Source organism: Amycolatopsis sp. NPDC047767, assembly GCF_040704195.1.
GTDB lineage: Bacteria > Actinomycetota > Actinomycetes > Mycobacteriales > Pseudonocardiaceae > Amycolatopsis.
On sequence record NZ_JBEYSJ010000014.1, the window covers coordinates 77,957 to 99,453 of the forward strand.

The 21,497-nt window shown below is 71.8% G+C and carries 20 protein-coding genes and 1 pseudogene; 12 read left to right on the top strand and 9 right to left on the bottom strand.

Features of this window, described 5'->3' with window-relative positions; translation table 11 throughout:
* Window positions 1-103 precede the first annotated feature (103 nt).
* Window positions 104-1,261: pseudogene (locus AB0878_RS24825) on the top strand (MFS transporter); the annotation flags it as partial.
* Between the two features lie 80 nt (window positions 1,262-1,341).
* Here the strand turns inward: AB0878_RS24825 and AB0878_RS24830 are convergent.
* The gene (locus AB0878_RS24830; protein ID WP_366582625.1) at window positions 1,342-2,064 is read right to left on the bottom strand and encodes an alpha/beta fold hydrolase; all 723 of its coding nucleotides are present in this window, start codon (window positions 2,062-2,064) and stop codon (window positions 1,342-1,344) included.
* A gap of 472 nt (window positions 2,065-2,536) precedes the next feature.
* Between AB0878_RS24830 and AB0878_RS24835 the strand changes: the two genes are divergently transcribed.
* On the top strand, window positions 2,537-3,355 hold the full coding sequence (locus tag AB0878_RS24835) for an alpha/beta hydrolase (protein ID WP_366582626.1): 819 nt from the start codon (window positions 2,537-2,539) through the stop codon (window positions 3,353-3,355).
* A gap of 71 nt (window positions 3,356-3,426) precedes the next feature.
* Window positions 3,427-4,314: an alpha/beta hydrolase gene (locus AB0878_RS24840; protein WP_366582627.1), complete on the top strand. Its 888-nt coding sequence runs from the start codon at window positions 3,427-3,429 to the stop codon at window positions 4,312-4,314.
* 66 nt (window positions 4,315-4,380) lie between these two features.
* On the opposite strand, the gene AB0878_RS24845 is transcribed toward AB0878_RS24840, so the two are convergent.
* Window positions 4,381-5,427: an AraC family transcriptional regulator gene (locus tag AB0878_RS24845; RefSeq protein WP_366582795.1), complete on the bottom strand. Its 1,047-nt coding sequence runs from the start codon at window positions 5,425-5,427 to the stop codon at window positions 4,381-4,383.
* 46 nt (window positions 5,428-5,473) lie between these two features.
* Between AB0878_RS24845 and AB0878_RS24850 the strand changes: the two genes are divergently transcribed.
* Together AB0878_RS24850 and AB0878_RS24855 are read left to right on the top strand one after the other, a co-directional pair.
* Window positions 5,474-5,941 (top strand): MarR family transcriptional regulator, encoded by a 468-nt coding sequence (locus AB0878_RS24850; protein WP_366582628.1) that lies wholly within the window; start codon window positions 5,474-5,476, stop codon window positions 5,939-5,941.
* 104 nt (window positions 5,942-6,045) lie between these two features.
* A complete protein-coding gene (locus AB0878_RS24855; protein ID WP_366582629.1) occupies window positions 6,046-8,931 on the top strand; it encodes an AAA family ATPase in 2,886 nt (961 codons plus the stop codon).
* A 50-nt stretch (window positions 8,932-8,981) separates the two neighbouring features.
* Here the strand turns inward: AB0878_RS24855 and AB0878_RS24860 are convergent, their stop codons facing one another.
* A complete protein-coding gene (locus AB0878_RS24860) occupies window positions 8,982-9,779 on the bottom strand; it encodes an SDR family NAD(P)-dependent oxidoreductase (RefSeq protein ID WP_366582630.1) in 798 nt (265 codons plus the stop codon).
* A 402-nt stretch (window positions 9,780-10,181) separates the two neighbouring features.
* Between AB0878_RS24860 and AB0878_RS24865 the strand changes: the two genes are divergently transcribed.
* Both AB0878_RS24865 and AB0878_RS24870 read left to right on the top strand, forming a co-directional pair.
* Window positions 10,182-11,021, top strand: a complete 840-nt coding sequence (locus AB0878_RS24865) for an alpha/beta hydrolase (RefSeq protein WP_366582631.1) — start codon at window positions 10,182-10,184, stop codon at window positions 11,019-11,021.
* A 114-nt stretch (window positions 11,022-11,135) separates the two neighbouring features.
* A complete protein-coding gene (locus AB0878_RS24870) occupies window positions 11,136-11,687 on the top strand; it encodes a DUF302 domain-containing protein (RefSeq protein ID WP_366582632.1) in 552 nt (183 codons plus the stop codon).
* Window positions 11,688-11,717: 30 nt separating this feature from the next.
* On the opposite strand, the gene AB0878_RS24875 is transcribed toward AB0878_RS24870, so the two are convergent.
* The 6 genes from AB0878_RS24875 to AB0878_RS24900 are packed head-to-tail and all read right to left on the bottom strand — an operon-like array spanning window position 11,718 to window position 16,996.
* The gene (locus AB0878_RS24875) at window positions 11,718-12,266 is read right to left on the bottom strand and encodes a hypothetical protein (RefSeq protein WP_366582633.1); all 549 of its coding nucleotides are present in this window, start codon (window positions 12,264-12,266) and stop codon (window positions 11,718-11,720) included.
* A gap of 18 nt (window positions 12,267-12,284) precedes the next feature.
* Window positions 12,285-13,019 carry an FAD:protein FMN transferase gene (locus tag AB0878_RS24880; RefSeq protein WP_366582634.1) on the bottom strand — a complete coding sequence of 245 codons (735 nt, stop codon included), beginning with the start codon at window positions 13,017-13,019 and terminating at the stop codon, window positions 12,285-12,287.
* Complete coding sequence (locus tag AB0878_RS24885; protein ID WP_366582635.1) at window positions 13,016-13,456, bottom strand: FMN-binding protein; 441 nt, start codon at window positions 13,454-13,456, stop codon at window positions 13,016-13,018. Before AB0878_RS24885 ends, AB0878_RS24880 begins: the two co-directional genes overlap by 4 nt.
* A 10-nt stretch (window positions 13,457-13,466) precedes the next feature.
* On the bottom strand, window positions 13,467-14,876 hold the full coding sequence (locus AB0878_RS24890; RefSeq protein WP_366582636.1) for a ferredoxin reductase family protein: 1,410 nt from the start codon (window positions 14,874-14,876) through the stop codon (window positions 13,467-13,469).
* A 51-nt stretch (window positions 14,877-14,927) separates the two neighbouring features.
* Window positions 14,928-16,316, bottom strand: a complete 1,389-nt coding sequence (locus tag AB0878_RS24895) for a HAMP domain-containing sensor histidine kinase (RefSeq protein WP_366582637.1) — start codon at window positions 16,314-16,316, stop codon at window positions 14,928-14,930.
* On the bottom strand, window positions 16,313-16,996 hold the full coding sequence (locus AB0878_RS24900; protein WP_366582638.1) for a response regulator transcription factor: 684 nt from the start codon (window positions 16,994-16,996) through the stop codon (window positions 16,313-16,315). The genes AB0878_RS24895 and AB0878_RS24900 overlap by 4 nt, the downstream gene beginning before the upstream one ends.
* A 205-nt stretch (window positions 16,997-17,201) precedes the next feature.
* On the opposite strand from AB0878_RS24900, the gene AB0878_RS24905 reads away from it, so the two are divergent.
* From AB0878_RS24905 to AB0878_RS24925, 5 genes are read left to right on the top strand one after another with little or no spacing between them, the layout of a single operon-like run.
* Window positions 17,202-18,218 (top strand): nitroreductase, encoded by a 1,017-nt coding sequence (locus AB0878_RS24905; protein WP_366582639.1) that lies wholly within the window; start codon window positions 17,202-17,204, stop codon window positions 18,216-18,218.
* A complete protein-coding gene (locus AB0878_RS24910) occupies window positions 18,215-19,081 on the top strand; it encodes a universal stress protein (RefSeq protein ID WP_366582640.1) in 867 nt (288 codons plus the stop codon). The genes AB0878_RS24905 and AB0878_RS24910 overlap by 4 nt, the downstream gene beginning before the upstream one ends.
* Before the next feature lie 13 nt (window positions 19,082-19,094).
* The gene (locus tag AB0878_RS24915) at window positions 19,095-19,727 is read left to right on the top strand and encodes a CBS domain-containing protein (protein ID WP_366582641.1); all 633 of its coding nucleotides are present in this window, start codon (window positions 19,095-19,097) and stop codon (window positions 19,725-19,727) included.
* Complete coding sequence (gene ppk2 / locus AB0878_RS24920) at window positions 19,724-20,596, top strand: polyphosphate kinase 2 (protein WP_366582642.1); 873 nt, start codon at window positions 19,724-19,726, stop codon at window positions 20,594-20,596. Before AB0878_RS24915 ends, ppk2 begins: the two co-directional genes overlap by 4 nt.
* Before the next feature lie 50 nt (window positions 20,597-20,646).
* Complete coding sequence (locus AB0878_RS24925) at window positions 20,647-21,483, top strand: universal stress protein (protein ID WP_366582643.1); 837 nt, start codon at window positions 20,647-20,649, stop codon at window positions 21,481-21,483.
* The last annotated feature ends 14 nt before the right edge of the window (window positions 21,484-21,497 follow it).

The window sequence follows — 21,497 nt, forward strand, 5'->3', positions numbered from 1 at the left end:
AGCTCCCGTGAACGAAATGACGACGGCAGCGTCGCCGTCGACGACCGCTTCCCCGCACCGCGGCTCAGTCCGGCGCGCGGTGGGAATGCTGGTGGTCGTCGAGATGGTGAGCGGCCTCATCCAGGGCATGACCCCGTCACTGATCCCGCAGATCGGCAAGCAGTTCGGCATCGTGGCGGCGGACCTCAACTGGATCGCGTCGATCCAGCTGCTCGCCGCGTCGATCTCGGTGCCGATCGTGAGCCGCCTCGGTGATCTCTACGGACATCGCCGGCTGATGAGGTTGTCCTTGGCCTCGGCCCTGATCGGGGCGGCACTGTTCGCCTACGGTCCCTCGTTCCCGGTGATGCTGCTGGGGCAGGTGTTCCTCGGCCCGGTCGCCGCCCTGCTGCCGCTGCAGCTCGGGATCGTGCGCAGCCGGTTGGACAGCACCAGGGCGCGCAGCGCCATCGGCTTCCTCGCCGCCGCGGCCATGATCGGCGGCACCGCCGGGTTCGAAGTGGGCGGGATCGTGCAGGCGACCACGAACGACGTGCGCGCCACGCTCACCGTTCCGGTTCTGCTCGCCGTTCTCGGCCTCGTGATCGTGTTCTTCTTCGTGCCGGAGAGCGCCGTCCGGGCCCGCGGCAACGTGGACTGGGCCGGTGCGCTGGCCATCAGCGTCGGACTGGGCTCACTGCTGTGGGTTCTCGGCGGAGCGAGTGGCCGTCCGCTCGCGATGACCGTCGGGCTGCTCGCCGGATCCCTTGCGGTGCTGGCCCTGTGGGTGGTGATCGAGCTGAGGAGCGATCATCCGCTCGTCGACGTGCGCGCGCTCGTGCGGCCGCAGCTTCTCCGCTGGTACCTCGCGGCGATCACCCTCGGCCTCGCGCTGATCGGCTCGCAGACGGTCGGCTTGACGTTCCTCTCCGCGGATCCCGCGAAGGTCGGATACGGGCTGAAACTCCCGCCCATCGTCCTCGCCCAGGTACTGGTGGTCGCCGGTTTGGCCGGGGGAGCGGGCGCGTTGCTGATGTCCCGGTTGAGCCGCGCCATCGGGGGCACCCGCACCGCGGTCGCGGGCATCGTCGTCGACGTGGTCGTGCAGATCGTCTTCATCGTGCAGCACGAGTCCACTGTGCTGTTCGTGGTGCTGACTCCGCTCTCGACGCTGGGCACGTCGCTGGCGTTCGCCGCGCTCCCGGCGATGATCGCCGAGCACAGCCCCGCCGACGAGATCGCGGTGGCCACGGGGATGTACAACACGACGCGAGCCATCGGCGGCAGCCTGGGCGGGGCGGTGTTCACCTTCGTCCTGTCCAGCATCACCTTGCCCGGCACGAGAATCGCCGGCGAAGGGGCCTACGTTCTCGCCTGGACGATCTGCGCGGCAGCGGGCGTCCTCACGATCGGTTTCCTCGCTCTCGTCGGCCGCAGGAGCCGCCGGGAACAGCGCGACTCGTTCGTCGGAGTGGTCACCAGCGGCGCGTCGCAGCTGAGCAGAGCGGTCGCGGCCGCCGCTCGTGAAGGTTCGACGTCGCCGTAGAAGGCTTCCCGGATGGCCGACTGGGCCTCGGGATCCGGGCTGCGGTGGTCGATCCGCAGCGCGCCGATGGCCGCCGGGTCGCCGACCAGCAACTGCATGAACCGGTTGTCCCGGCCCTCGGGCAGCGCCGGGTAGCCGAGGCACGGCGTGTTCGAGGCCGGCATGTACGCGGCCAGGTACACCATGTGCGCGACGAGCCCGGGCTGCCGTTCGGCTGCCCGGGTCAGCACCGCACCCCCCATGCTGTGCGCGACCACGCAGACCGGCTTTCCCTTGCCGACGCTGTCCAGCTGCGTCACCAGAAGGTCGGCGGCGGCGTCCAGCCCGACCCCCGAGACCGGCGACGGCTCCGTGGCGTAGGCGACGGGGTCGAACGGACGCCGGGCGGCCGACGCCGGAGACGCCGCGTGCAGGCCGTGCGCCGCCATGTCGACGGCGACCGCGGTGCGGCCCCGCCCGGCCAGCTCGGCGATCACGTCCGTCCAGGCCCACGCTCCGTGGTAGAAGCCGTGCAGCAGAACGACCGGCTCGTTCGACATGAATCCTCGCTCTCGACGCGGGGGCGCGGGTGTTCCGCCGCAAGGTAACGGATTCGGGACCGTCGCGGGCACTGTCATCCGACTGTCGCCGCCTTCGCGGTGGGCGGACGTGCTGCCCTGCCCGGTTTAAGCCAAGTGACTGTGCACAGGCCCGCGGCTCGTCTTGACCGCAGCCGGGGGATGCGGAAGGGCACCCGGGAGAGCTGGAACGGCCGCGCGCCTCGAAGCCCGACCGGCCGGCGCGACACCGACAGCTGTTGAACGACTGTCCGAGGCGGCGTGCCGGCGTCGATTCCCGGTGGCCATCCGACAGAAGCGGACGAGTGGAGCGGCACCGGATCCTGAGAACCGCCGCGGGCGCGTGCTCGGCCCGCATCGAGGCGGCTTTCGAGGAGCGCCGGCCGGGCCTGCTCCGGTGAGGACGGTGTCCGGTTCAAGTCCTGTTCAAGTCCTGCTCAAAGGAAAGATTCGCATGACTGATCTCTCTGCCCACGAGGCCGACACGATCGTGCTCGTTCACGGCCTCTGGGTGAACCCGCGCAGCTGGGAGGGGTGGAAACACCATTACGAGGCTCGGGGATACCGGGTGTTCACCCCGGCCTGGCCGGGGCTCGACCGCGAGGTGGAGGAGCTCCGGCGTGATCCCGCGGGCATCGCGGGCGTCGGCCTTCGCGAGGTGGTCGACCACTACCAGAGCGTCATCCGCTCGCTGGCCCGGCCGCCGATCATCATGGGCCACTCGTTCGGCGGCACCATCGTGCAGCTGCTGCTCGACCGCGGGCTGGGCCGCGTCGGCGTCGCCATCGACTCGGCAGCCGTCAAGGGCGTCCTTCCGCTGCCGCTGTCGACGCTGAAGTCGACCTGGCCGGTCCTGGGAAACCCGGCCAACAAGAACAAAGCGGTTTCGCTGACGCCCGAGCAGTTCCACTACGCCGTCACCAACACGCTCACCGAGAGCCAGTCCGCCGCCCGCTACGAGCGGTACGCCGTGCCCGGCTCGGCCCGTGTGCTCTTCCAGGGGGCGTTCGCCAACTTCAACCCCCGCGCCGTGACCCGGGTCGATTTCCGCAAGCGCCAGGCCCCGCTGCTGTTCATCGCCGGGGAGGCCGACCACCTCGTTCCGCCCAAGGTCAACAAGGCCAACTGGCGTCTGTCGCGCAAGTCCGCGGCCGTCACCGAGTACCAGGAATTCCCCGGGCGCTCGCACTTCATCATCGGCCAGGACGGCTGGCAGGAAGTCGCCGACTACGCGCTGAACTGGGCCGAGGAGCACGCCCCCGCCCGCGTGTGACCCACCACGAACCCCCGCGGACAGACCTGTCCGCGGACCGCAGTGACAACCTTTTCGAACAAGGAGAAACCGTGCGTAAACGTCGTGTTTTCCGCTCCGCCGTCCTCGGCGTGACCGGGATCGCCCTCGCCGCCGGCGTAACCACGCTGGCGTCGGCCGCACCATCCCCGCAGACCGCGCCTGCCGCGCTTTCGCACCCGGCGACCGCGGCTCCGAAGCCGACGATCGTCCTCGTCGACGGAGCCTGGTCGAACTCCCAGAGCTGGGGCGACGTGACCAGGTCCCTGCAGGCGGACGGCTACCCGGTCGTCGCCCCGCCGACGGCCCTGCGCAGCCTCTCCGGCGATTCCGCCTTGCTGGCTTCCTACCTCAAGACCATCCAGGGCCCGGTCGTCCTGGTCGGGCAGTCCTACGGTGGAGCCGTCATCACCAGTGCCGCCACGGGCAACCCCAACGTCAAGGCCCTGGTCTACATCTCGGCCTTCGAGCCGGACACGAATGAAAACGTCACGACCCTGACCGGGCAATTCCCGGGCAGCCACATCAGCACCGATCCGACCGCGGTCCCTCCCACCGCACTCAGCCCCGTCCCCGTTCCCTACCCCAACCCCAACGGCGATCCCGAGATCGAGCTGTACGCCAAGGCGGCCCAGTACCGGGACCTGTTCTTCAGCAACCGCGTCTCCGCGGCCACCGCCGCGGAACTCGCCGCCACGCAGAACCCCGTCGCCTCGACGGCCCTGGGCGAGAACCTCGCCGGCGAGCCGGGCTGGAGGACGATCCCCTCGTGGACCCTCGTCTCCACCGCCGACCACTTGATCCCCCCGGCCGCCGAGCGCTTCATGGCCACTCGCGCCCACTCCCACATCGTCGAGGCCAACACTCCCCACGCGGCACAAGTGACCAACCCGGGGATCGTCGTCAACCTCATCGAACGGGCCGTCGCGGGCACCCGGTGACGTGAACCGGACGACACCGCCGGCCAATTCGGCGGTGTCGTCCGGTGTCGTCCGGTATCGGCCGATCTATTCCGGCGTTCGTTCGGCGGAATCAGAACCGGCCCCGCCGCGCCACGCCCGTGGCGAACTGCCGTAGGCACGGGAAAAGGCGCGGCTGAAGGCGGCTTCGGAGGTGTAGCCCACGCGGGCCGCGATCCGGCCGACCGGGTCGGCCGTGCCGCGCAGCAGGTGCGCCGCTTGGCCCAGCCGGCACCGCAACACGTACGAACCGGGCGTTTCCCCGACCGACTCGGCGAACCGCGTCGCGAACGCCGAACGCGACAGCGACGTGAGCCGCGCCAGCTCGTCGACGGGCCAGTCACGGCCGGGGTTTCGGTGGATTGCCGTGAGGACCGGTGCGAGCACCGGGTCCAACGCCGCCGTCAGCCAGCCGGCGTGGCGCACATCGCCGGACGCGGCCCAGGTCCGCAGCGACCAGATGAAGAGCAGATCGAGCGCTCGCGACACCATCACGCGGGCACCGGGTGCCGAGCGAATCACCTCGGACACGAGCAACTCCCGGATGGGCAGCAGCCACCCCGCCGATCGCTCGTCGCCGCGGATCACGATCGCCGCGGGCAGAACATCGAGCAGCGGCGCGGCGACGACCGTCTCGACGAGGAACTCCCCGGTCACCCAGCTCGCGTCCGGCGACGCTCGGACGACGTGGGCGTCACCCCGCGCGAGCAGCACCAGGTCCCCGGTGCCCAGTTCCGCCGCGTTTTCGCCCGCGACCTCGACGCTGATCCCGCCCTCCTCGACGATGTGCAGCACCCTGGCCCCGGCCGGGTGGCGCTCACGCGGGCTCGACCGGCGTCGCACATCGCCACCCTGCAGGTGAATCGCCTGCAACACGTCCGAGAGCGCATCGTGCTCGCCGTAAGCCGGCGGCTCTGGAGAATCGGCAAAGTCTTCCGGATCTTGAGTCATGTTTTTACTTCGACCTCCTTCTAGGCTGCGACGCTGAACGCGCGAGTGGTTCCGCACGACCGGATCCCGGCGCTCCCGGCCAAGGAGGCAACCGCCATGATGTCTGCCGAGTGGACCATATGACATCGGATCATCTGATCGCATCTGATCCACGCTTGGACGATCCGGATGCGGATGATACGTTCGCGCGGTGTCTCCGAAGAGCGAGCGCCGCGACCCGTTGCCGCCACCCGACGCCGCCTCGGCGATCGGTGACCTGACCTGGCTGGCCCACCGCGCGGCGGCGGCGCTCGGCGACGCGTTCAACGAGGTCTCGCGGGATGCGGGGCTGGCCGATCTGCGCGACTGGCTCGTTCTCGAACTGATCAGCACCGGTCCGGTGCGGACGCAGCTGGAGATCGCGACGGAGCTCGGTGTCGACAAGACCACGCTGGTGTCGATCCTCGACCGGATGGAGCGCGACGGGCTCGTCGTCCGCGAACTCTCCGCTCGGGATCGGCGGGTGCGCATTCCGAGGGCAACCTCGAAAGGCGTCGAGGTGAAAGACCAGGTCGCCATCGCTCGCGACACGGCGATCATGCGTCGCCTGTCCTCGATCCCCACCCGTGACCACGCCAAGTTTCACGCGATGCTCTGGAGCATCGTCCAAAATTACTGAGCACCCGAACGCGGAACCACTGCTTCAGCGCCACGTCTGCACAACGGCTGACGTCGGCACTCCGCGCGGCCGGAGTGAAGGATCGCCTACGTTGACAGCCAGAAGTGAGCACCGGCGAATCGCTTGTGGACAGTCCGGCCCGCGAGGTCGCGCACCAGGCCGGGAATTCCGGACGGCCCGCGTGGGCGGGGGAGCGTGATCCGGTGGGCGACAACGGACTTTTCGAACACGGTGGTGTCGATTCCCTGGTGGGACGCGGCGTGGCGCTCGAGAGGATCCGCGGGTTCCTCGCCGCCACGGATCGCGGTGGGGCGCTGCTGTTGTCGGGCGCGGCGGGGGTGGGCAAGACCGTTCTGCTCGATGCCGTGGCCGAAGCCGCGGTCGCGAGTGGCTCGCGGGTCCTGCGGGCCGCCGGCGTCGAGTTCGAGGCAGACGTCAGCTATTCCGGGCTGAACCAGGTGCTTTTCCCCCTCTACGAGGCGTTCGGCGAGCTCGACCCGCCGCACGCCGATGCGCTGCAAGTCGCCCTGGGCTTCGGGAGCGGAGCACCGCCGGAACGGCTCGTCGTGTCGAACGCGAGCCTCATGCTCCTGCGTCACGTGGCCAAAGCCGGCCCGCTGCTCCTGATCGTCGACGACCTGCCGTGGCTCGATCGGGCCAGCGCCGCCGTGCTGGGCTTCGTCGCCCGCCGGCTCAACGGCACCCGCGTCACCTTCCTCGGCGCCATGCGCTCGGGAAGCGAGACCTTCTTCAACCACGGCGGCCTGCCCGAGTACGAGGTGCCGCCGTTGGACGGAGAATCCTCGCAGCTCCTGCTCAACACCCGGTTCCCGACCCTGGCGGCTCGCGTGCGTCAGCGCCTGCTGTCGGTGGCCGAAGGGAACCCGCTGGCTCTGCTCGAGCTGCCCACGGTGCTGAGCGGGGAGCAGCGCGTGGCGCTGGAGAGCCTTCCCGCGATCCTCCCGCTCAGCCAGCGGCTCCAGGCGCTGTTCCTGTCCCGGGTGTCCGCCCTCTCCCTCGCCGCGCGGCGGCTGCTGCTGCTCGCGACGCTGGAGGGAACCGGCAACCTCGCGGTCCTGCAGGCGTCGGCACGCCAGGCCGGCTACGAGTCCGACCTCGAAGACCTCGCTTCGGCCGAGCAGGACCGGCTGGTGGCTTTCGACGAAGGCACGCGCCGGCTCGTGTTCCGGCACCCCTTGATCCGGTCGGCGGTGGTGGATGCCTGCACGAGTGCCGAGCGCCGGGCGGCCCATCGAGCGTTGGCCCAGGTGCTGGTGAGCCAGCCCGAGCGGCGCGCCTGGCACCTCGGCGAGGCTTCCGTCGAGCCGGACGAGCAGGTGGCCGGCCTGCTGGAACAGGCGGCCAGAAGCATCGCGGCCCGCGGAGACGCCGTCGGAGCGGTCGCGGCGCTGGTCAGGGCTGCCGATCTGAGCCCGCACAGCTCGAACCGCGCTCGCCGCCTCGCCGAGGCCGCCTACATCGGCGCCGATGCGACCGGGCAACTCCGCAACGCCTCGGAACTGCTCGAAGGTGCCCGCCTGGCCGACCCGGAGCTGATCGGCTCCCTCCACTTCGCGGCCGCCGCGGTCTTCTTGATCATCAACGGCGACGGGGACATCGACACCGCCCACCGGCTGCTGACCGGTGCCATCGAAGCCGGTGTGCACCGCTACGACGCCAAGGACGGCGCACTCATCGAGGCGCTCCACCTGCTGGTGCTCCTCTGTTTCTTCAGCGGCCGCGCGGAGCTGTGGGTGCCTCTGTACGCGACGCTGCGACGCCTGCGACCGGAGCCGCCCGCCCTGCTGTCCGTGGCCGCCAAGACCTTCTCCGACCCGGTCCGTTCCGGTGCGGGGGCGCTGGCTCAGCTGGACTCCGTTCTCAGTGACCTGCAGAAGGAAACCGACCCCGGCCGGATCGTCCGCGCCGGCACCGGCTCGCTCTACCTCGATCGCCTGGCCGATGTCCGCGAGCCGTCGTGGCGAGTCGTCTTCCAAGGGCGAGACGGTGGTCCGCCGCGCCGGCACGTCGGCGCGCTGATGCACCTGTGCCTGGACGACTACCTCACCGGCCGGTGGGACGAATGCCTGGACCTGGCCGACGAGGGAACCCAGTTGTGCCAGGACTCCGGGTACCACTTCTTCACCTGGTACTTCTGGTACTGCCGAGCCGTCGTCTCCGCGGCCCGCGGCGACGACGAAGCGGTCGACCGGCTGACCGACCAGATCATCCGCTGGGCCACGCCCCGGGGAGTGGGGGCGGCACTGCACTACGCCCGGCACGTCCGCACCGTCGCCGAATCCGGCCGCGGTGACTTCGAAAACGCTTACCAGAACGCGACGGCGATCAGCCCGGCCGGCACGTTCGCCTCCCACGTGCCGCATGCGTTGTGGGTGGCCTTGGACGTCGTCGAAGCCGCGGTGCGGACCGACCGGCCGAGCGCCGCCGCCGCTCACGTACGCGCCATGCGGGAGGCCGGCATCTCCGCGCTGTCCCCGCGGCTCAGCCTGCTCGCCGCCGGTTCGGCGGCGTTGTGCGCCATCGACGACGACGAGGCGGTGCGCTTGTTCGAGGAGGCGCTGGAGATCCCGGGCGTCGACCGGTGGCCTTTCGACCTGGCCCGCGTCCACCTGGCGTACGGGGAGCGACTGCGCCGCGCGCGGGCGAACGCCGACTCCCGGGAGCCGCTGCGCCTGGCCCACGACGCCTTCACGCTGCTCGGCGCCGGCCCCTGGGCGGATCGTGCCGCGAAGGAACTGCGGGCCACCGGATGGGGCGCACCGAGAACCACCGCGAGCGGAGACGTGCTCACGCCCCAGGAACGGGAAATCGCGGATCTCGCGGCGTCCGGCTTGAGCAACAAGCAGATCGCCGAGCGCCTGTACCTGTCGCACCGGACCATCGGCGCGCACCTCTACCAGATCTTTCCCAAGCTCGGGATCACTTCCCGAGCGGCACTTCGCGACGCCCTCGCGGCCCTGGAGGAATGACGCCGCTACGGTGCGCAACGCCGAGTAGCCGGATCGCTCGTCCACCGGGCTTACCACATGGCGCCCTCGCCGGATCCGGCGTCGGGCCGACCGGGAACGATCCTCAGTGGACGGGTGCCCTTGGGGCTGCCGACGACGGCCGCGATGGCCTGCGCCGCGAGGGCGACCCCCGCGCCCGTGAGCGCCCGCGCGGCCAGCTTCGAGTCCACCTGGTGGACCAGGCCGGGGTATCGGCCTTCGTACGCCTGAACGGTCTCGGTGTCGTCCGGGTGGACGGTGCGAACGTGCGGGCCGTTCTCGGGGACCAGGAAACCCGGGACGACGATCGTGGTCTCGACCCCGAACTCGGTCAGTTCCCGGGCGTAACTGCCCGCGAGGTGGTCGATCATCGTGACGACTTCGGAGTGCAGCGCGAGGTAGGGCGCGTCCTCGGTGTCGTGGTTCGCGGGCACCACCCAGACCAGGAGGCCGTCCTGCCGCTCCCGCATCCGCGGCAGCACGGAACGGTTGACGCGCTGGGTGGACAGCACATGCGCGTCGTAGATCTGCGCCAGCTGGTAAGGGGTGAAGGACTCGAGCGGTCCCCGGGGCACCGGGCCGACGGCGTGGACCACCGCGTCGATCCTCCCGGCTTCGGTCAGGATGTCACCGACCGCGGTCGAGACCGAGCGCTGGTCGGCCACGTCCAGCGAAATGGGGCGCACGCCGGTCCCGTGCTCGCTCGGCTCGGCAAGGCGGGCGGCCGGGCCGATCCCCGCGTATGCGGTGTGGCCTGAACCGGCCAGCGCACGGGCGGTGGCGGCTCCGAGGTCACCGGAAGCCCCGGTAACAAGGACGATCTTCGACATGCTGCTCCTCGTCACCCTTCGGCAGATCACGGACGCGGCGCGGCGACCGAGAACGGTCGGCACCGGCCGGCTCACCCTCGCCGGCCCACACCCGGCTGTCCCCTCAGTGTCGGCACGACGGAATCCCTTCGCATAGGTCGAATGACTGCCGGCGAGACTGCGGCTCGGTGATCCGGCCCTGAGCACGTGAAATGCGCGGGCGGTGCCGTCGTCCCGCCTGCGCCGACCCGCGCGCAAAGCGGTGGCACGGAGGAATGACTGCCTGGCGCGGAATGCCGCACGGCCCGGCGGTGGTCTTCCGACGGAAGCGGCTGCCTTCCGATCCCGGCGAGGCTGTCGAACAGCGCCTGGAGGCGAATTCCTCTCGAAGAGCGCGGGGCCACCGCGCGGGAAAGGCAAGACATGGCAGCGAGTTTTGTGCAAGCACCGGCCCAGACGGTGGACGTCGGCGGAACGCCGTTCGCGTACCGCGAGCTGGGCCCGGCCGCCGGCGTGCCGCTGGTGTTGCTGAACCACATCACCGCGGTGCTCGACGACTGGGACCCCGCCGTGGTCGACGGCTTCGCGGCCGAGCGACGCGTCATCGTGGTGGACCTGCGGGGTGTCGGCGCCTCCGGTGGCACCACCCCCGACAGCATCGAGGCGATGGCCGCCGACACGGTGGCCTTCCTGGCGGCGCTCGGGCTGGACACGGCCGATCTGCTGGGCTTCTCCCTGGGTGGCATGGTGGCCCAGGCGGTCGCCCAGCAGCGACCCGATCTGGTCCGGCGGATCGTCCTGGCCGGCACCTCGCCCGCCGGTGCCGAAGGGCCGGCCGGCTGGGGCCCCGGGCTGCAGAGCGCTTTCGGGAGGTCGGCGGCTGAAGGCAAGCACCCCAAGCACTTTCTCTTCTTCACGCCGACGGCCCGCAGCCAGGCGGCCGCGGACGCCTTCATCGCCCGCCTGGACGAGCGTACCGAGGACCGCGACACGCCCGTGACGGACGAGACGATCGGCGCCCAGCTGACCGCGGCCGCGAAATGGGAGCAGGGCACCTCACCGGCCGGTCTGGCCACTGTGGACAAGCCCGTCCTGGTCGTCAACGGCGACAACGACATCCTGGTGCCGACGATCAGCTCGTTCCACCTCGCGCGGCTGCTGCCCGACGCCAAGTTGAGCATCTACCCTGACGCGGGTCACGGCGGGATCTTCCAGTACCACGAGCTGTTCGTGCGGCAGGTCCTGGACTTCCTCGGCGACTGACCGGCCGCCACGGTGCCGTCGGCGATCGGCACCGTGGCCGCCATCCTCGCTCGTCCCACCGGTCCCCCCGGCCCCCGTCAAGCAAACCCATGACCATCGAAGGACGGCAACGCCATGCCCGCCAGCGATTCCCCTTCCATCCAGACCTTCGCGCACGAGGTGCTCCGCCTGAGCATCCCCGTTCCGACGACCTTTTCGGAATTCCGAGACGCCTACGAACGCGCGGTGCCCGTGCTCGACGCTGCTCGAATCGAGCAGTTCAAGAGGGAACGGGCCAGTTGGGACGTCGTCCGGGAGGCTGCCGAGGAAAACGCCCCGCACAGCTTCATCCGGTACTGGGGCACCGATGTCGCCTCTCTCATGGAGCTGGCAGCCGAATCGCGTCCGTGCGCGGAATACCTGATGGGCAATCACGTCTACGCCCAGCGCATGTTCCGGCACGACCCGTCGGTGATGCTCTACGCGCCGTTGCGCACCGCGATCTACGTGGACGGCGACGACCGCACCTGGTTCACGATCGACCAGCCCAGCACCCGATTCGACAGCTTCCACGATCCGCGCATCGCGCAGGTCGGGCGAGAGCTCGACGCCGAGCTGGCCGACCTCCTCGACCACCTCGGCCTGCCGGTGCCGGCCGAATTGATCCCCGAGGCCCACCACGACTGACGATCGGCGCGCGGCAGCCACCGCGTCCGATCAGCGGTGGCTGCCTCGGGGTGCGGGGGTGGCGGAGAACTGGCCCTGCCAGCTGGCCTGCGCGCCGGAGTCGCCGATGCGGTAGATGTCGTAGGCGGCGCCGGCGGCGACGAGGATCGCCGCGGCCGCGATGGCCGCGGTCACGGGTGTCGAGCGGGGTGCGAGGAGGGTCCGGCGAGGAGCCGGCAGCCGCAGCACGCGCCGGGGGAGGCCGTCGGCGGGGAAGGTGCTTTCGCGGTGGCGCCACCAGATCACGAGGGCGAGCGCGGCGACGGCGACGGCCGCCCAGACGGCGGTGTCGCCGAGTTCGGTGTGGGCGCGCACGAGTGGCGTGGCGGCCACCCGTCGCTCGAGCCATTCGCCGGCGTCCGTGGTGATCGGGACGAGGACCAGCACGAGGACGGCGAGCACGGCGTTGGGCCCGGCCAGCTTGCGCCGCGCCGCGGGCCACAGCGCGCAGAGGACGAGGAGCAGCGCGGCGAGGGGGAGCAGCACGACGATGGCGTGCACGAGCAGGATGTGGGCGGGCAGGCCGTTGAGCGTGGTCATCGGTTCCTTCGGGCGGGTTCAGGGACAGCGGACGACGAAGCAGGCTTCGTAGTCCGGAGCTCGGGCGCGCACCCAGCGTTCGACGTTGCCGCCGCGCGCGATCGCGGCGGTGGCGTACACGTCGGCCCACAGCAGGCTCGGGCCGGTGACCGTCGCGGACATCAGGGCTCGCGCCGGGGCACCGGTGCGGGGATCGACGATGTGGTGTCCGCGGGCCGCCGTGCCGGACGTGGCCACGCCGCCCGCGCGCACGGTTCGCACGGCCAGCAGGCGGCCGCGGTCGCGGGGGTCTTCGACGCCGACCCGCCACGCCGCCGAATCCGGGCCGCGCACGGCCACCACGACGTCGCCGCCCGCGTTCAGGCAGTAGTCGTGGTCCGGCAGCCGGTCGAGCAGGGCGGCGGCGGTCTGGGCGGCCCAGCCCTTGACGAGTCCGGACGGGTCGTATCCACCGGGGAGGTCGGCGTCGAACCACCCGTCGGTGCGCTCGCGGGCTTCGGCGCACAGCCGGGCGACTTCGCGGACCCACGGATGCCGGCCGCCGGGCGGGAGCTCGCCGCGGCGGACGCGGTTCACCTCGCTCCCGGGCCGGTGCAGGCTGAACAGCCGGTCGATCGCGCGCAGGTGTGAGAACACTTCCGCGACAACGGCTTCCGCCGCGGCATCGGTGCGGACACCCGGGCCTCGCAGGTGCAGGCTGATCGGCATCCCCATGATCACGCGCGTCCACGCGCGCCGGTCCGGCCCGGTCACCGGTGGGCCGCGTCGATCGCGGACTGCAAGGACTGGACGTAGCCCTGCGAGGTGTAGGTCGCGCCGCTGACGGTGTCGATCTGCGCGCTCTGCGCCTGCAGCACCTCCTGGTTGAGGATCGGCACCGCGGCGGAGTTGATGCGCACGTCGCGGCCGGACTCCTGGGGCACCTGCAGCACGCGCGCGGCCGTGATCTTCCCGCCTGCCACGGTGATCTCGACCTGGACCGGGCCGTACGGCGTGTCGGCGGCCTCGCCGGTGAACGTGCCGGCACCCGAGCCGGTTGCGGACGGAGCCGACGGCGCCGAGGTCGACGGCGACCGGACGACCCCGGGTACCTGTGCGGTGACCGACGTCTGGTTCGTGCTCGTGCGGTAGCTGAACAGCAGGACGACGATCGACACGGTGGCCGCGATCGCGATGGCGATTCTTCGCATGTCGGAGCTCCTACCAGGCGAACTGTTCGAAGTGGATCCGCTGCCGCGGGACCCCGCACCGCGAGGCGCACCCGATCGCGGCGCCGGCCCACGCCGCGGGGCCGCAGACGTACACGTCGTGCTCGGCGATGTCGGGCACGAGGTGGCGCAGCACCGTGTGGTCCGGCACGGGCGCGTAGCCCGCGGGCAGCCACGAGACGCGGTCGAGGGCGCGATGGCCTGGCAGGTAATGGATCCGCACGCCGCGCGTTCTCGCGAGGTGCTCGAGCTCGTGGCGGAACAGGGCCTGCGCGGGAGCGGCGAACCGGTAGAACAGGACGGCGTCGCCGGGGGCGTAGGGCAGTTCTTCCAGCAACGCCCGCAACGGCGTGATGCCGATCCCGGACGCGAGCATGGTGATCTTGCGGCCGGTCCGGACCGCGCCGGTGAGGGTGCCGTAGGGGCCTTCGAACCACACCGGCGTCCCGGCCGGGAGGGTCGCGAGCCGCGCGCTGCCGGGGCCGAGGTCGCGAGCGGTGATCCGGAGGCGGCGGCCGTCCGGAGCGGCGGACAGGGAGAACGGCTTGCCGCGCGTCCAGCCGGTGCCGTGCCGGAACCGCCACACGAAGAACTGCCCGGCCACCACGGGCAACGCCTCGAGCCGGCGGCCGCGCAGGTGGACGGAGACGACCCCGTCCCCTTCCCGCACCACGCGATCGACCACGAGCCGGTGGCGCAGGCTGCGCGTGAGCGGCAGCGCCACCCGGAACACCAGCATCGCGGCGGCCGCCGCGGCGTACGCGGTCCACCAGAACGCGGTCGCCGCGGCCGAGCCGGTGAAGTCCGTGCCCGTCCACAGCTGGTGCGGCAGGGCGAGGCCGGCACCGAGGTAGGCGTAGAGGTGCAGCAGGTGCCACGACTCGTAGCGCAACCTGCGCCGTGCGGCCCGCACCGAGGTGACGACGACCAGCACGAGCGCGGCCGTGCCGGCGGTCGCCAGCAGCATGCCCGGATACGTCGTCACGAGGTCCCACACTTCGGCGATCAAGCCGGTGCGGTCGGTCGCGGCGTAGCCGAGCGAGATCAGGACGATGTGCAGGCACAGCAGCACGAACGACGTGAACCCGGTCAGCCGGTGCCGGCGCGCGAGCGCGTCCTGGCCGTAGATGCGCTCGACCCACGGGATCCGCGCCATGAGCAGGACCTGCAGCAGCAGGAGCGCGGCCGACACCAGGCCGGTCAGCCGGCCCGCGGAGGTGAGCCCGGACGCGGCCGAGTCCAGCTGCTGCACGCCACCGTCCGAAACCCACAGCGCCGTGACGAACAGGACCGTCGCCCACGCCACCAGCCCGGCGGCGTCCCGCCACCAGCGGGGTGCCGGACGGGCGAGGCGCCGGGCGGGAGCCTCGCCGGGCCGGATCGACAGGGGAACGGTGGACATCGGGTGCTCCTGGTGGTGTTCGCGGTGTGCCACCACCCTTGCGGAGCCCGGTTAGTCCCCGGCGTGATCCGGGTGAGAAGACGGTAAGAGTCGATCACCGCCGACGGTGAACCCCACGACGGCCCCGCCACCGGGGCGCGGGCGGGCGAGGACCTCGCCCTGGTGGGCCAGGGCCGTCTCTCGCACGATCGCCAGGCCGAGCCCGGAACCCGGCAACGCCCGGGCGGCGTCCGCCCGGTGGAAGCGGTCGAACACGTGCGGCAGGTCCCGCTCGGGGATCCCCGGGCCGCGGTCGAGGACCTCGATCCGTCCTTCTCGGACGGTCAGCTCGATCGGCCGGGTTCCGCCGGCGTCGAACTTGACCGCGTTCTCCAGCAGGTTCGTCACCGCGCGTTCCAGCCGCCGCGTCTGACCCGACGCGACGGTGCCGTCGGCGTCGACCAGGATCGTCCGGCCGGACCGGCGCCGCACGCGTTCGGCGGCGCGTTCGGCGACCCCGGCCAGCTCGACCGGTCCGGCGTCTTCGCTGTCGTAGCGGCGGGTCGCGAGGTCGACGATCTCGGTGATGAGGTGCGTCAGCTCGCGGGTTTCGCCGTCGACGTCGTCGAGCAGCCGGGCGCGGGAATCGGGGGACAGCTCGTCGAAGCGCCGCATCACCTGCGCGTTGGTCCGCAGGCTCGTCAACGGTGTCCGCAGCTCGTGCGCGGCGTCCTGAACGAGCCGCTCCTGGTCGGCGCGGGCGTCGGCGAGCCGGCCGAGCATGCGGTCGAAGGACGTCGCCAGGCGGCCGACCTCGTCACGTCCGCCCGCGGGGACTCCGGCCTGCCCGAGGCCGCCGTCGCTCACCTGCTCGGTGACGGCCGTGAGCCGCACGAGCCGGCGGGTGATCTGGCGGGCCAGCAGCCAGCCGACCAGCGCGGCGGCGACCAGGACGGCGGCGCTGACCAGCGTGATCCGCGTGGCGAGGGCGGCCAGGACGTGCCGGGACTCGTCGACGTCGACGCCGAGCTGGACCGCCCCGCGGTCCCGGCCGAGCGCCAGGGTGATCACGCGGTAGTCGTCCGGGCCGACGGTCAGATCACGATAGGAGTCCTGGCCCGGCCTGCCGTTCGCCGCCAGCGCCCGGTCGGTGTCGTCGACGGGGAAGGAGACCGCCGGGCGGCCGCCGATCCGCCGCACTTCGCCGTCCGGTGCGATGGCCTGCGCGACCATGGGCTGCGCCTCGTCGTGGTCGTTGTCGTGCGGGCCGGCGGTGAACGGGCTGGGCGCGAGCACCTGCGTCGCGCCGGCCTGGATCTCGGCCGACGTCGTGAGCAGCGAGCGATCGAGCTCGGCACTGATCCGCTGCGACGCCGTCTGGTAGCTGAACACGCCGACGAGCACGCTCGCGGCCGCGCCGACCCCCGCGAACGCGATGGCCAGCTTGCTGCGCAGGTTCACGACGCCCGCACCGAGTAGCCGACACCGCGCACGGTCCGGATGAGCTCGGTTGCCCCCGCCTTGTCGAGCTTGCGGCGCAGGTATCCGATGTAGACGGCCAGGTTCTTCGAGTCCGAACCGAACTCGTAGCCCCAGATGCGCTGGTAGATCGTGGCGCGGTCGAGCACGATGCCGGCGTTGCGGACCAGCAGTTCGAGCAGGTCGAACTCGGTCTTCGACAGGTCGACCTCGACGTCCTGCCACCGCACCCGCCGTGCGGCCGGGTCCACGGTCAGCGCGCCGAGCCGCAGCACCCGCGGAGCGGCGGCGTCGGGTGAGGTCCGCCGCAGCAGCGCCCGCAGACGGGCGAGCAGCTCGTCGAGATCGAACGGTTTGACCAGGTAGTCGTCCGCACCCGCGTCGAGCCCGGCGACGCGGTCCGGCGGCTCGACGCGCGCGGTGAGCATCAGGATCGGCGTCGGGTCCCCGTCGGCGCGCAGCACACGGCACACCCCGAGCCCGTCGACGCCGGGCATCATCACGTCGAGGATCAGCACGTCGAAGCGGTCCCGCCGTGCTGCGGCGAGTGCGGCGACCCCGTCGGTCACCTCCGTGACCTCGTAGCTCTCCAGCTCCAGCGCGCGGAGCAGCGACTCTCGGATGGCGCGGTCGTCGTCGGCGAGCAGGACGCGGGGCGGCATGCCGCCATCATGCACCGGCGTTTCGCGGGATGCCGGGCGCGAAAGGCAAGCGGGCGGCAAATTCCAGTCCGTTGTGGACACCCGAAAAGCGGCGCCGCTTCGGTGACGTTGGTCCTTCACCGCGGTGGCTTGTGGCCGGCGCGCCGGGCCCGCTGCCGGCGGTTGGCTGAGTGGGTCCGGCCAGTCGACACGCACAGGAGAAGCCTTGACCAGCGAAGCCGATTCGGCACCCGGCCCGCGGGGTGGTGCCTGGACGAGCGCCGAAGTGGAGGTGCTGGGCCGCGCGGTCCTGCGGGCGCCGTCAGTGCACAACACCCAGCCCTGGACGGTCGAGCCGATCGCGGGAGCGGTCGTGCTGCGCGAGCGGACGGATGTCGCGTTGCCGCGGCACGATCCCGATCGGCGCGACCTGGTGATGTCGTGCGGGGCGGCGCTGGCGAACCTCGAGCTGGCGGTGCGGGTGCTCGGCCGGCGGGCGGACGTCACGATCCTGCCCGACCCGGCCCACCCGGAAGTGGTGGCGCGCATCGATGCGACGGTCCCGGAGCCACCGTCGGACACGGACCTGAAGCGGTTCTCCGCGATCGCGACCCGGCGCAGCCAGCGGACGCGGTTCACGGGAATCCCCGTGGCGCGGCGGTTGGTCGCGGAGGTGGCGCGAGCCGCGGTGACGACCGGGGCCCAGGCGGTGCCGCTGCCCGACGCCGGTGAACTGGCGGCGTTGTTCGGCCACGCGGCGCGCGTGATCCGTGACGACGGGGCGTACCAGCGGGAGATCGCCCTGTGGACGATTCGCGACGAAGCGAGCCACCGCCACGGCGCGGGGCTGGGGCGCACCGCGGTTCCGGGGGGCGAGTTCCCGTGGGCGGGGCTGGTCCGGCGCACCACCGAGGTGCCGGAGCTGCCCGTCTTGCGCTCCCGGCTGGCGGGTGAGACCTTCCTGCTCTTCCTGACCACCGACGACGGCCGGGCCGATCACGTCCACGCGGGCCGCGCGCTGGAGCAGTGCTGGCTCGAGGCGATCACGCGCGGGCTGTCGGTGGCGGTGCTGACCCAGCCCCTGCACGTGCCGGAGGTGCGCTCGGCGCTGTGCGAGGACCGCGGTTTGCCCGGTTTCCCCCAGGCGTTGATGCGGCTGGGTCGCACGGCCCGCATCGCACCGCGGAGCCTCCGCCGGGGCCTCGGGGAAGTCCTGATCGGGCAGCGGGGGAACGGGTCGTGACCGATCACGTGGTCGTGGGCGTCGACGGCAGCGAGGCGGCCGCGGTGGCTGCTCGCTGGGCCGCCCGCGAAGCCGCGTGGTGGCGGACGTCGCTGACTGTGCTGACCGTGAGCGGGGTGGAGGGTCCGTCCGTCGGCGGGCCCGAGTGGCGCGCGGCCAAGGAGGCACTCGCGCTGGAGGTGGCGCGGACGACGCGCGACGAGCTGGCGGCCGCCGAGCCGGGCGTGCCGATCACCACCGAGACGAGCGACGCCGGCGTCGAGGCCGCCCTGCGGCAGGCGTCCCGGCACGCGCTGCTGCTGGTGGTGGGGCCGCCCACCGGCACGCTGTCCGGTCTGCTGGCGGGTTCACCGGACGCCGACCTCATCGCCCGCGCCGGCTGTCCGGTGGCGATCGTCCGCGGCAGTGGCTCCACGCGGGTGACCGGGCCGGTGGTCGTCGGCGTGGACGGCAGCCCGACGAGCGATGCCGCGATCGGATGGGCGTTCGAGGAGGCGTCGCGGCGACGCGTCCCGCTCGTGGCCCTGCACGCGTGGCAGGACAGCTACAGCGGCCGGCCGTTCGGGGAGAACCGCGCGACTCCGTTGATCGACGTCGGAGAAGCGGAGAAGCGCGCGCTCGCCCGGCGCCTGGCCGGTCGGCGCGAACAGTTCCCGGACGTCGGCGTCGAGCTCGTCGTCGAGCGGGACCGGCCGCGCGACCGGCTGATCGACCACGGCAAGGCGGCGTCCGTCGTGGTCGTGGGCAGCCGCGGGCGAGGCGGCTTCACGGGCATGGTGCTCGGTTCCACGACCCACGCGTTGCTGCACCACGCCGACTGTCCCGTGCTGGTGGTCAGCCGGGAACGGAACGGACGGACCTGACACTGGAGGAGCGATGAACACGAGCACGACACCTGTGGCCGCGGTGATGACGCCGAGCCCCGTGTGCGCGCGGCTGGACACGCCGGTCAAGGAGATCGCGGAAACCCTGGTCCGCCGGAGGATCAGCGCGGTGGCCGTGGTCGACCGCTACGGCGCGATCGCCGGTGTGGTGTCCGAACGGGACCTGCTGCCGCTGCTGCGCTCGGATCGCCCTCGCGGCTGGTGGCGCCGCAACGCGCTGCCGCTGCGCACGGCGCGGGACGTGATGACGAGCCCGGCGTTGACCGTGGCCGCCGGCGCACCGATCGCCGACGTCGCCGCGCGGCTGGCCGAATCGGGGCTGCGGCGGCTTTTCGTCGTCGCGGCCGGGCGGCCGGTGGGTGTCGTGGCGCGGCGCGACCTCGTCGGGTTGATGTCGCGCCCCGACTCCGAGATCGGCCGCGACGTGACGGAGGTGCTGAGGAAGTCCCTGAAGATCGGGCCGGATCGCGCGCGGGTGATGGTCCACGCCGGGGTGGTGACGGTGGCGGGCCGGGTCGAGCGGTGCAGCGACATCGCGGCCGTGACCAGTAGCGTCGAAGCGGTGCCCGGGGTGGTCGAGGTGTGCAACGGCCTCGACTTCGTGTGGGACGACGTGACCCGATGAGCGGCAAGCATCCCGCGGCGCGGCTGTCGCGCGCGGTTTACGAGAAGGAGCTCGCCCGGCTGCAGATCGAGCTGGTGAAGATGCAGGAATGGGTGCGCGCGGAAGGGGCGCGCGTGGTCGTGGTGTTCGAGGGCCGGGACGCGGCGGGGAAGGGCAGCACGATCAAGCGGCTGACCGAGCACCTCAACCCCCGGGTGGTGCGGGTCGAGGCGTTGCCGAAGCCGACCGAGCGGCAGCGCACGCAGTGGTATTTCCAGCGCTACGTGGAACGGTTGCCCGCCGCCGGTGAGATCGTGCTGTTCGACCGCAGCTGGTACAACCGTGCCGGCGTGGAGCGGGTCCTCGGGTTCTGCACCCCCGACGAGTACCACCGGTTCCTGCAGCAGTGCCCGATTTTCGAGCGCCTGCTCGTGGGCGACGGCATCCTGCTGCACAAGTACTGGTTCTCGGTGAGCCGCGACGAGCAGGAACGCCGGTTCCGGGCGCGGATCGACGACCCGCTCCGGCGCTGGAAGCTGTCCACGACGGATCTGGAATCGGTGTCGCGGTGGGAGGACTACTCCCGGGCGAAGGACGACATGTTCGTGCACACCGACATCCCCGAGGCACCGTGGAACGTGGTCGACAGCGACCAGAAACGCAACGGGCGGATCAACATGATCGCGCACCTGCTCGCGGGCATCCCTTACCGCGAGATCCCGCGCGAAGCCGTGGCCATCCCGCCGCGGCCGCGCGAAAGCGGGTACGAGCGGACGGACCGGCGGTTGCAGCGCGAGGTCCCCGACTACGCGGCGACGCTGACGAAGCACTCGGCGCTTTCGTCCCACCCGGAAGGGACTTCCTCCCCTGACCGCGCTCATCGTGGCTGAGCGACGGTGGAGCGAGTCATCGGCCGAGGTGGCGGGAACGGAGGCACGTCGTGAGGGGAACGACAGTCCGCGCCGCGGTGGTGGTCGGGGTCGACGAATCCGAGGCGGCGCTGGCCGCCGCCCGGTGGGCGGCGGAAGAGGCGGTGCGCCGGGAGTGCGTGCTCCGGCTGTTCCACGCCGGCCTGGTCGACCCGGCCGGCCGTGAACGGCCGGGCGAAGAACCGTTGCCGCTGGAGCGCGCCCGCCGCTGGATCGAACGAGCCGTGCAGGTCGCCCAGGAGGCCGCGCCGGGCGTGCGCATCGAGTACGTGGTCCGGCTCGGAACCGCCGCCGACTTGCTCGTCGGGCTGTCGGACGAGGCGGCGCTGATCGTGCTGGGTTCGCACGGACTCGGCGGGCTGCGGGGTGCCGCGATCGGGTCGGTGGCGTTGCGGGTCGCCGCGAGCGCGCGCTGTCCCGCGGTGATCGTGCGGGGCCGGGCGAAGCCGGGCGGGCCGGTGGTCGCGGGTGTCGTCGGCGACGGTGACGATCGCACGCTGCGGTTCGCGGCCGAGGCCGCCCGCGGCCGCCAGGTGCCGCTGATCCTGGTGCACGCGTGGCACGAGGGACTGCTCGACGATCCGGACCTGGTCGAAGCGGCCGCGGAGGGTGAAGAACGAGCGCTCCGGCGCCGGGCCGACGACCTCGCCCGGACCGGCCCCGGCGGCACGATCCTCGCCCGGGCCGTCCACGAGCGCTCGGCCGCGCGGGCGTTGCTGGGTTTCGAGGACGCCCAGTTGCTCGTGATCGGCAGCCGTGGCCGGGGCGCGGTGACCGGCGGTCTGTTCGGCTCGACGGGGAACCGGTTGCTCGCCCACGCGATCTGCCCGGTCGCCGTCGTTCGTTGACACATCAGGAGGAC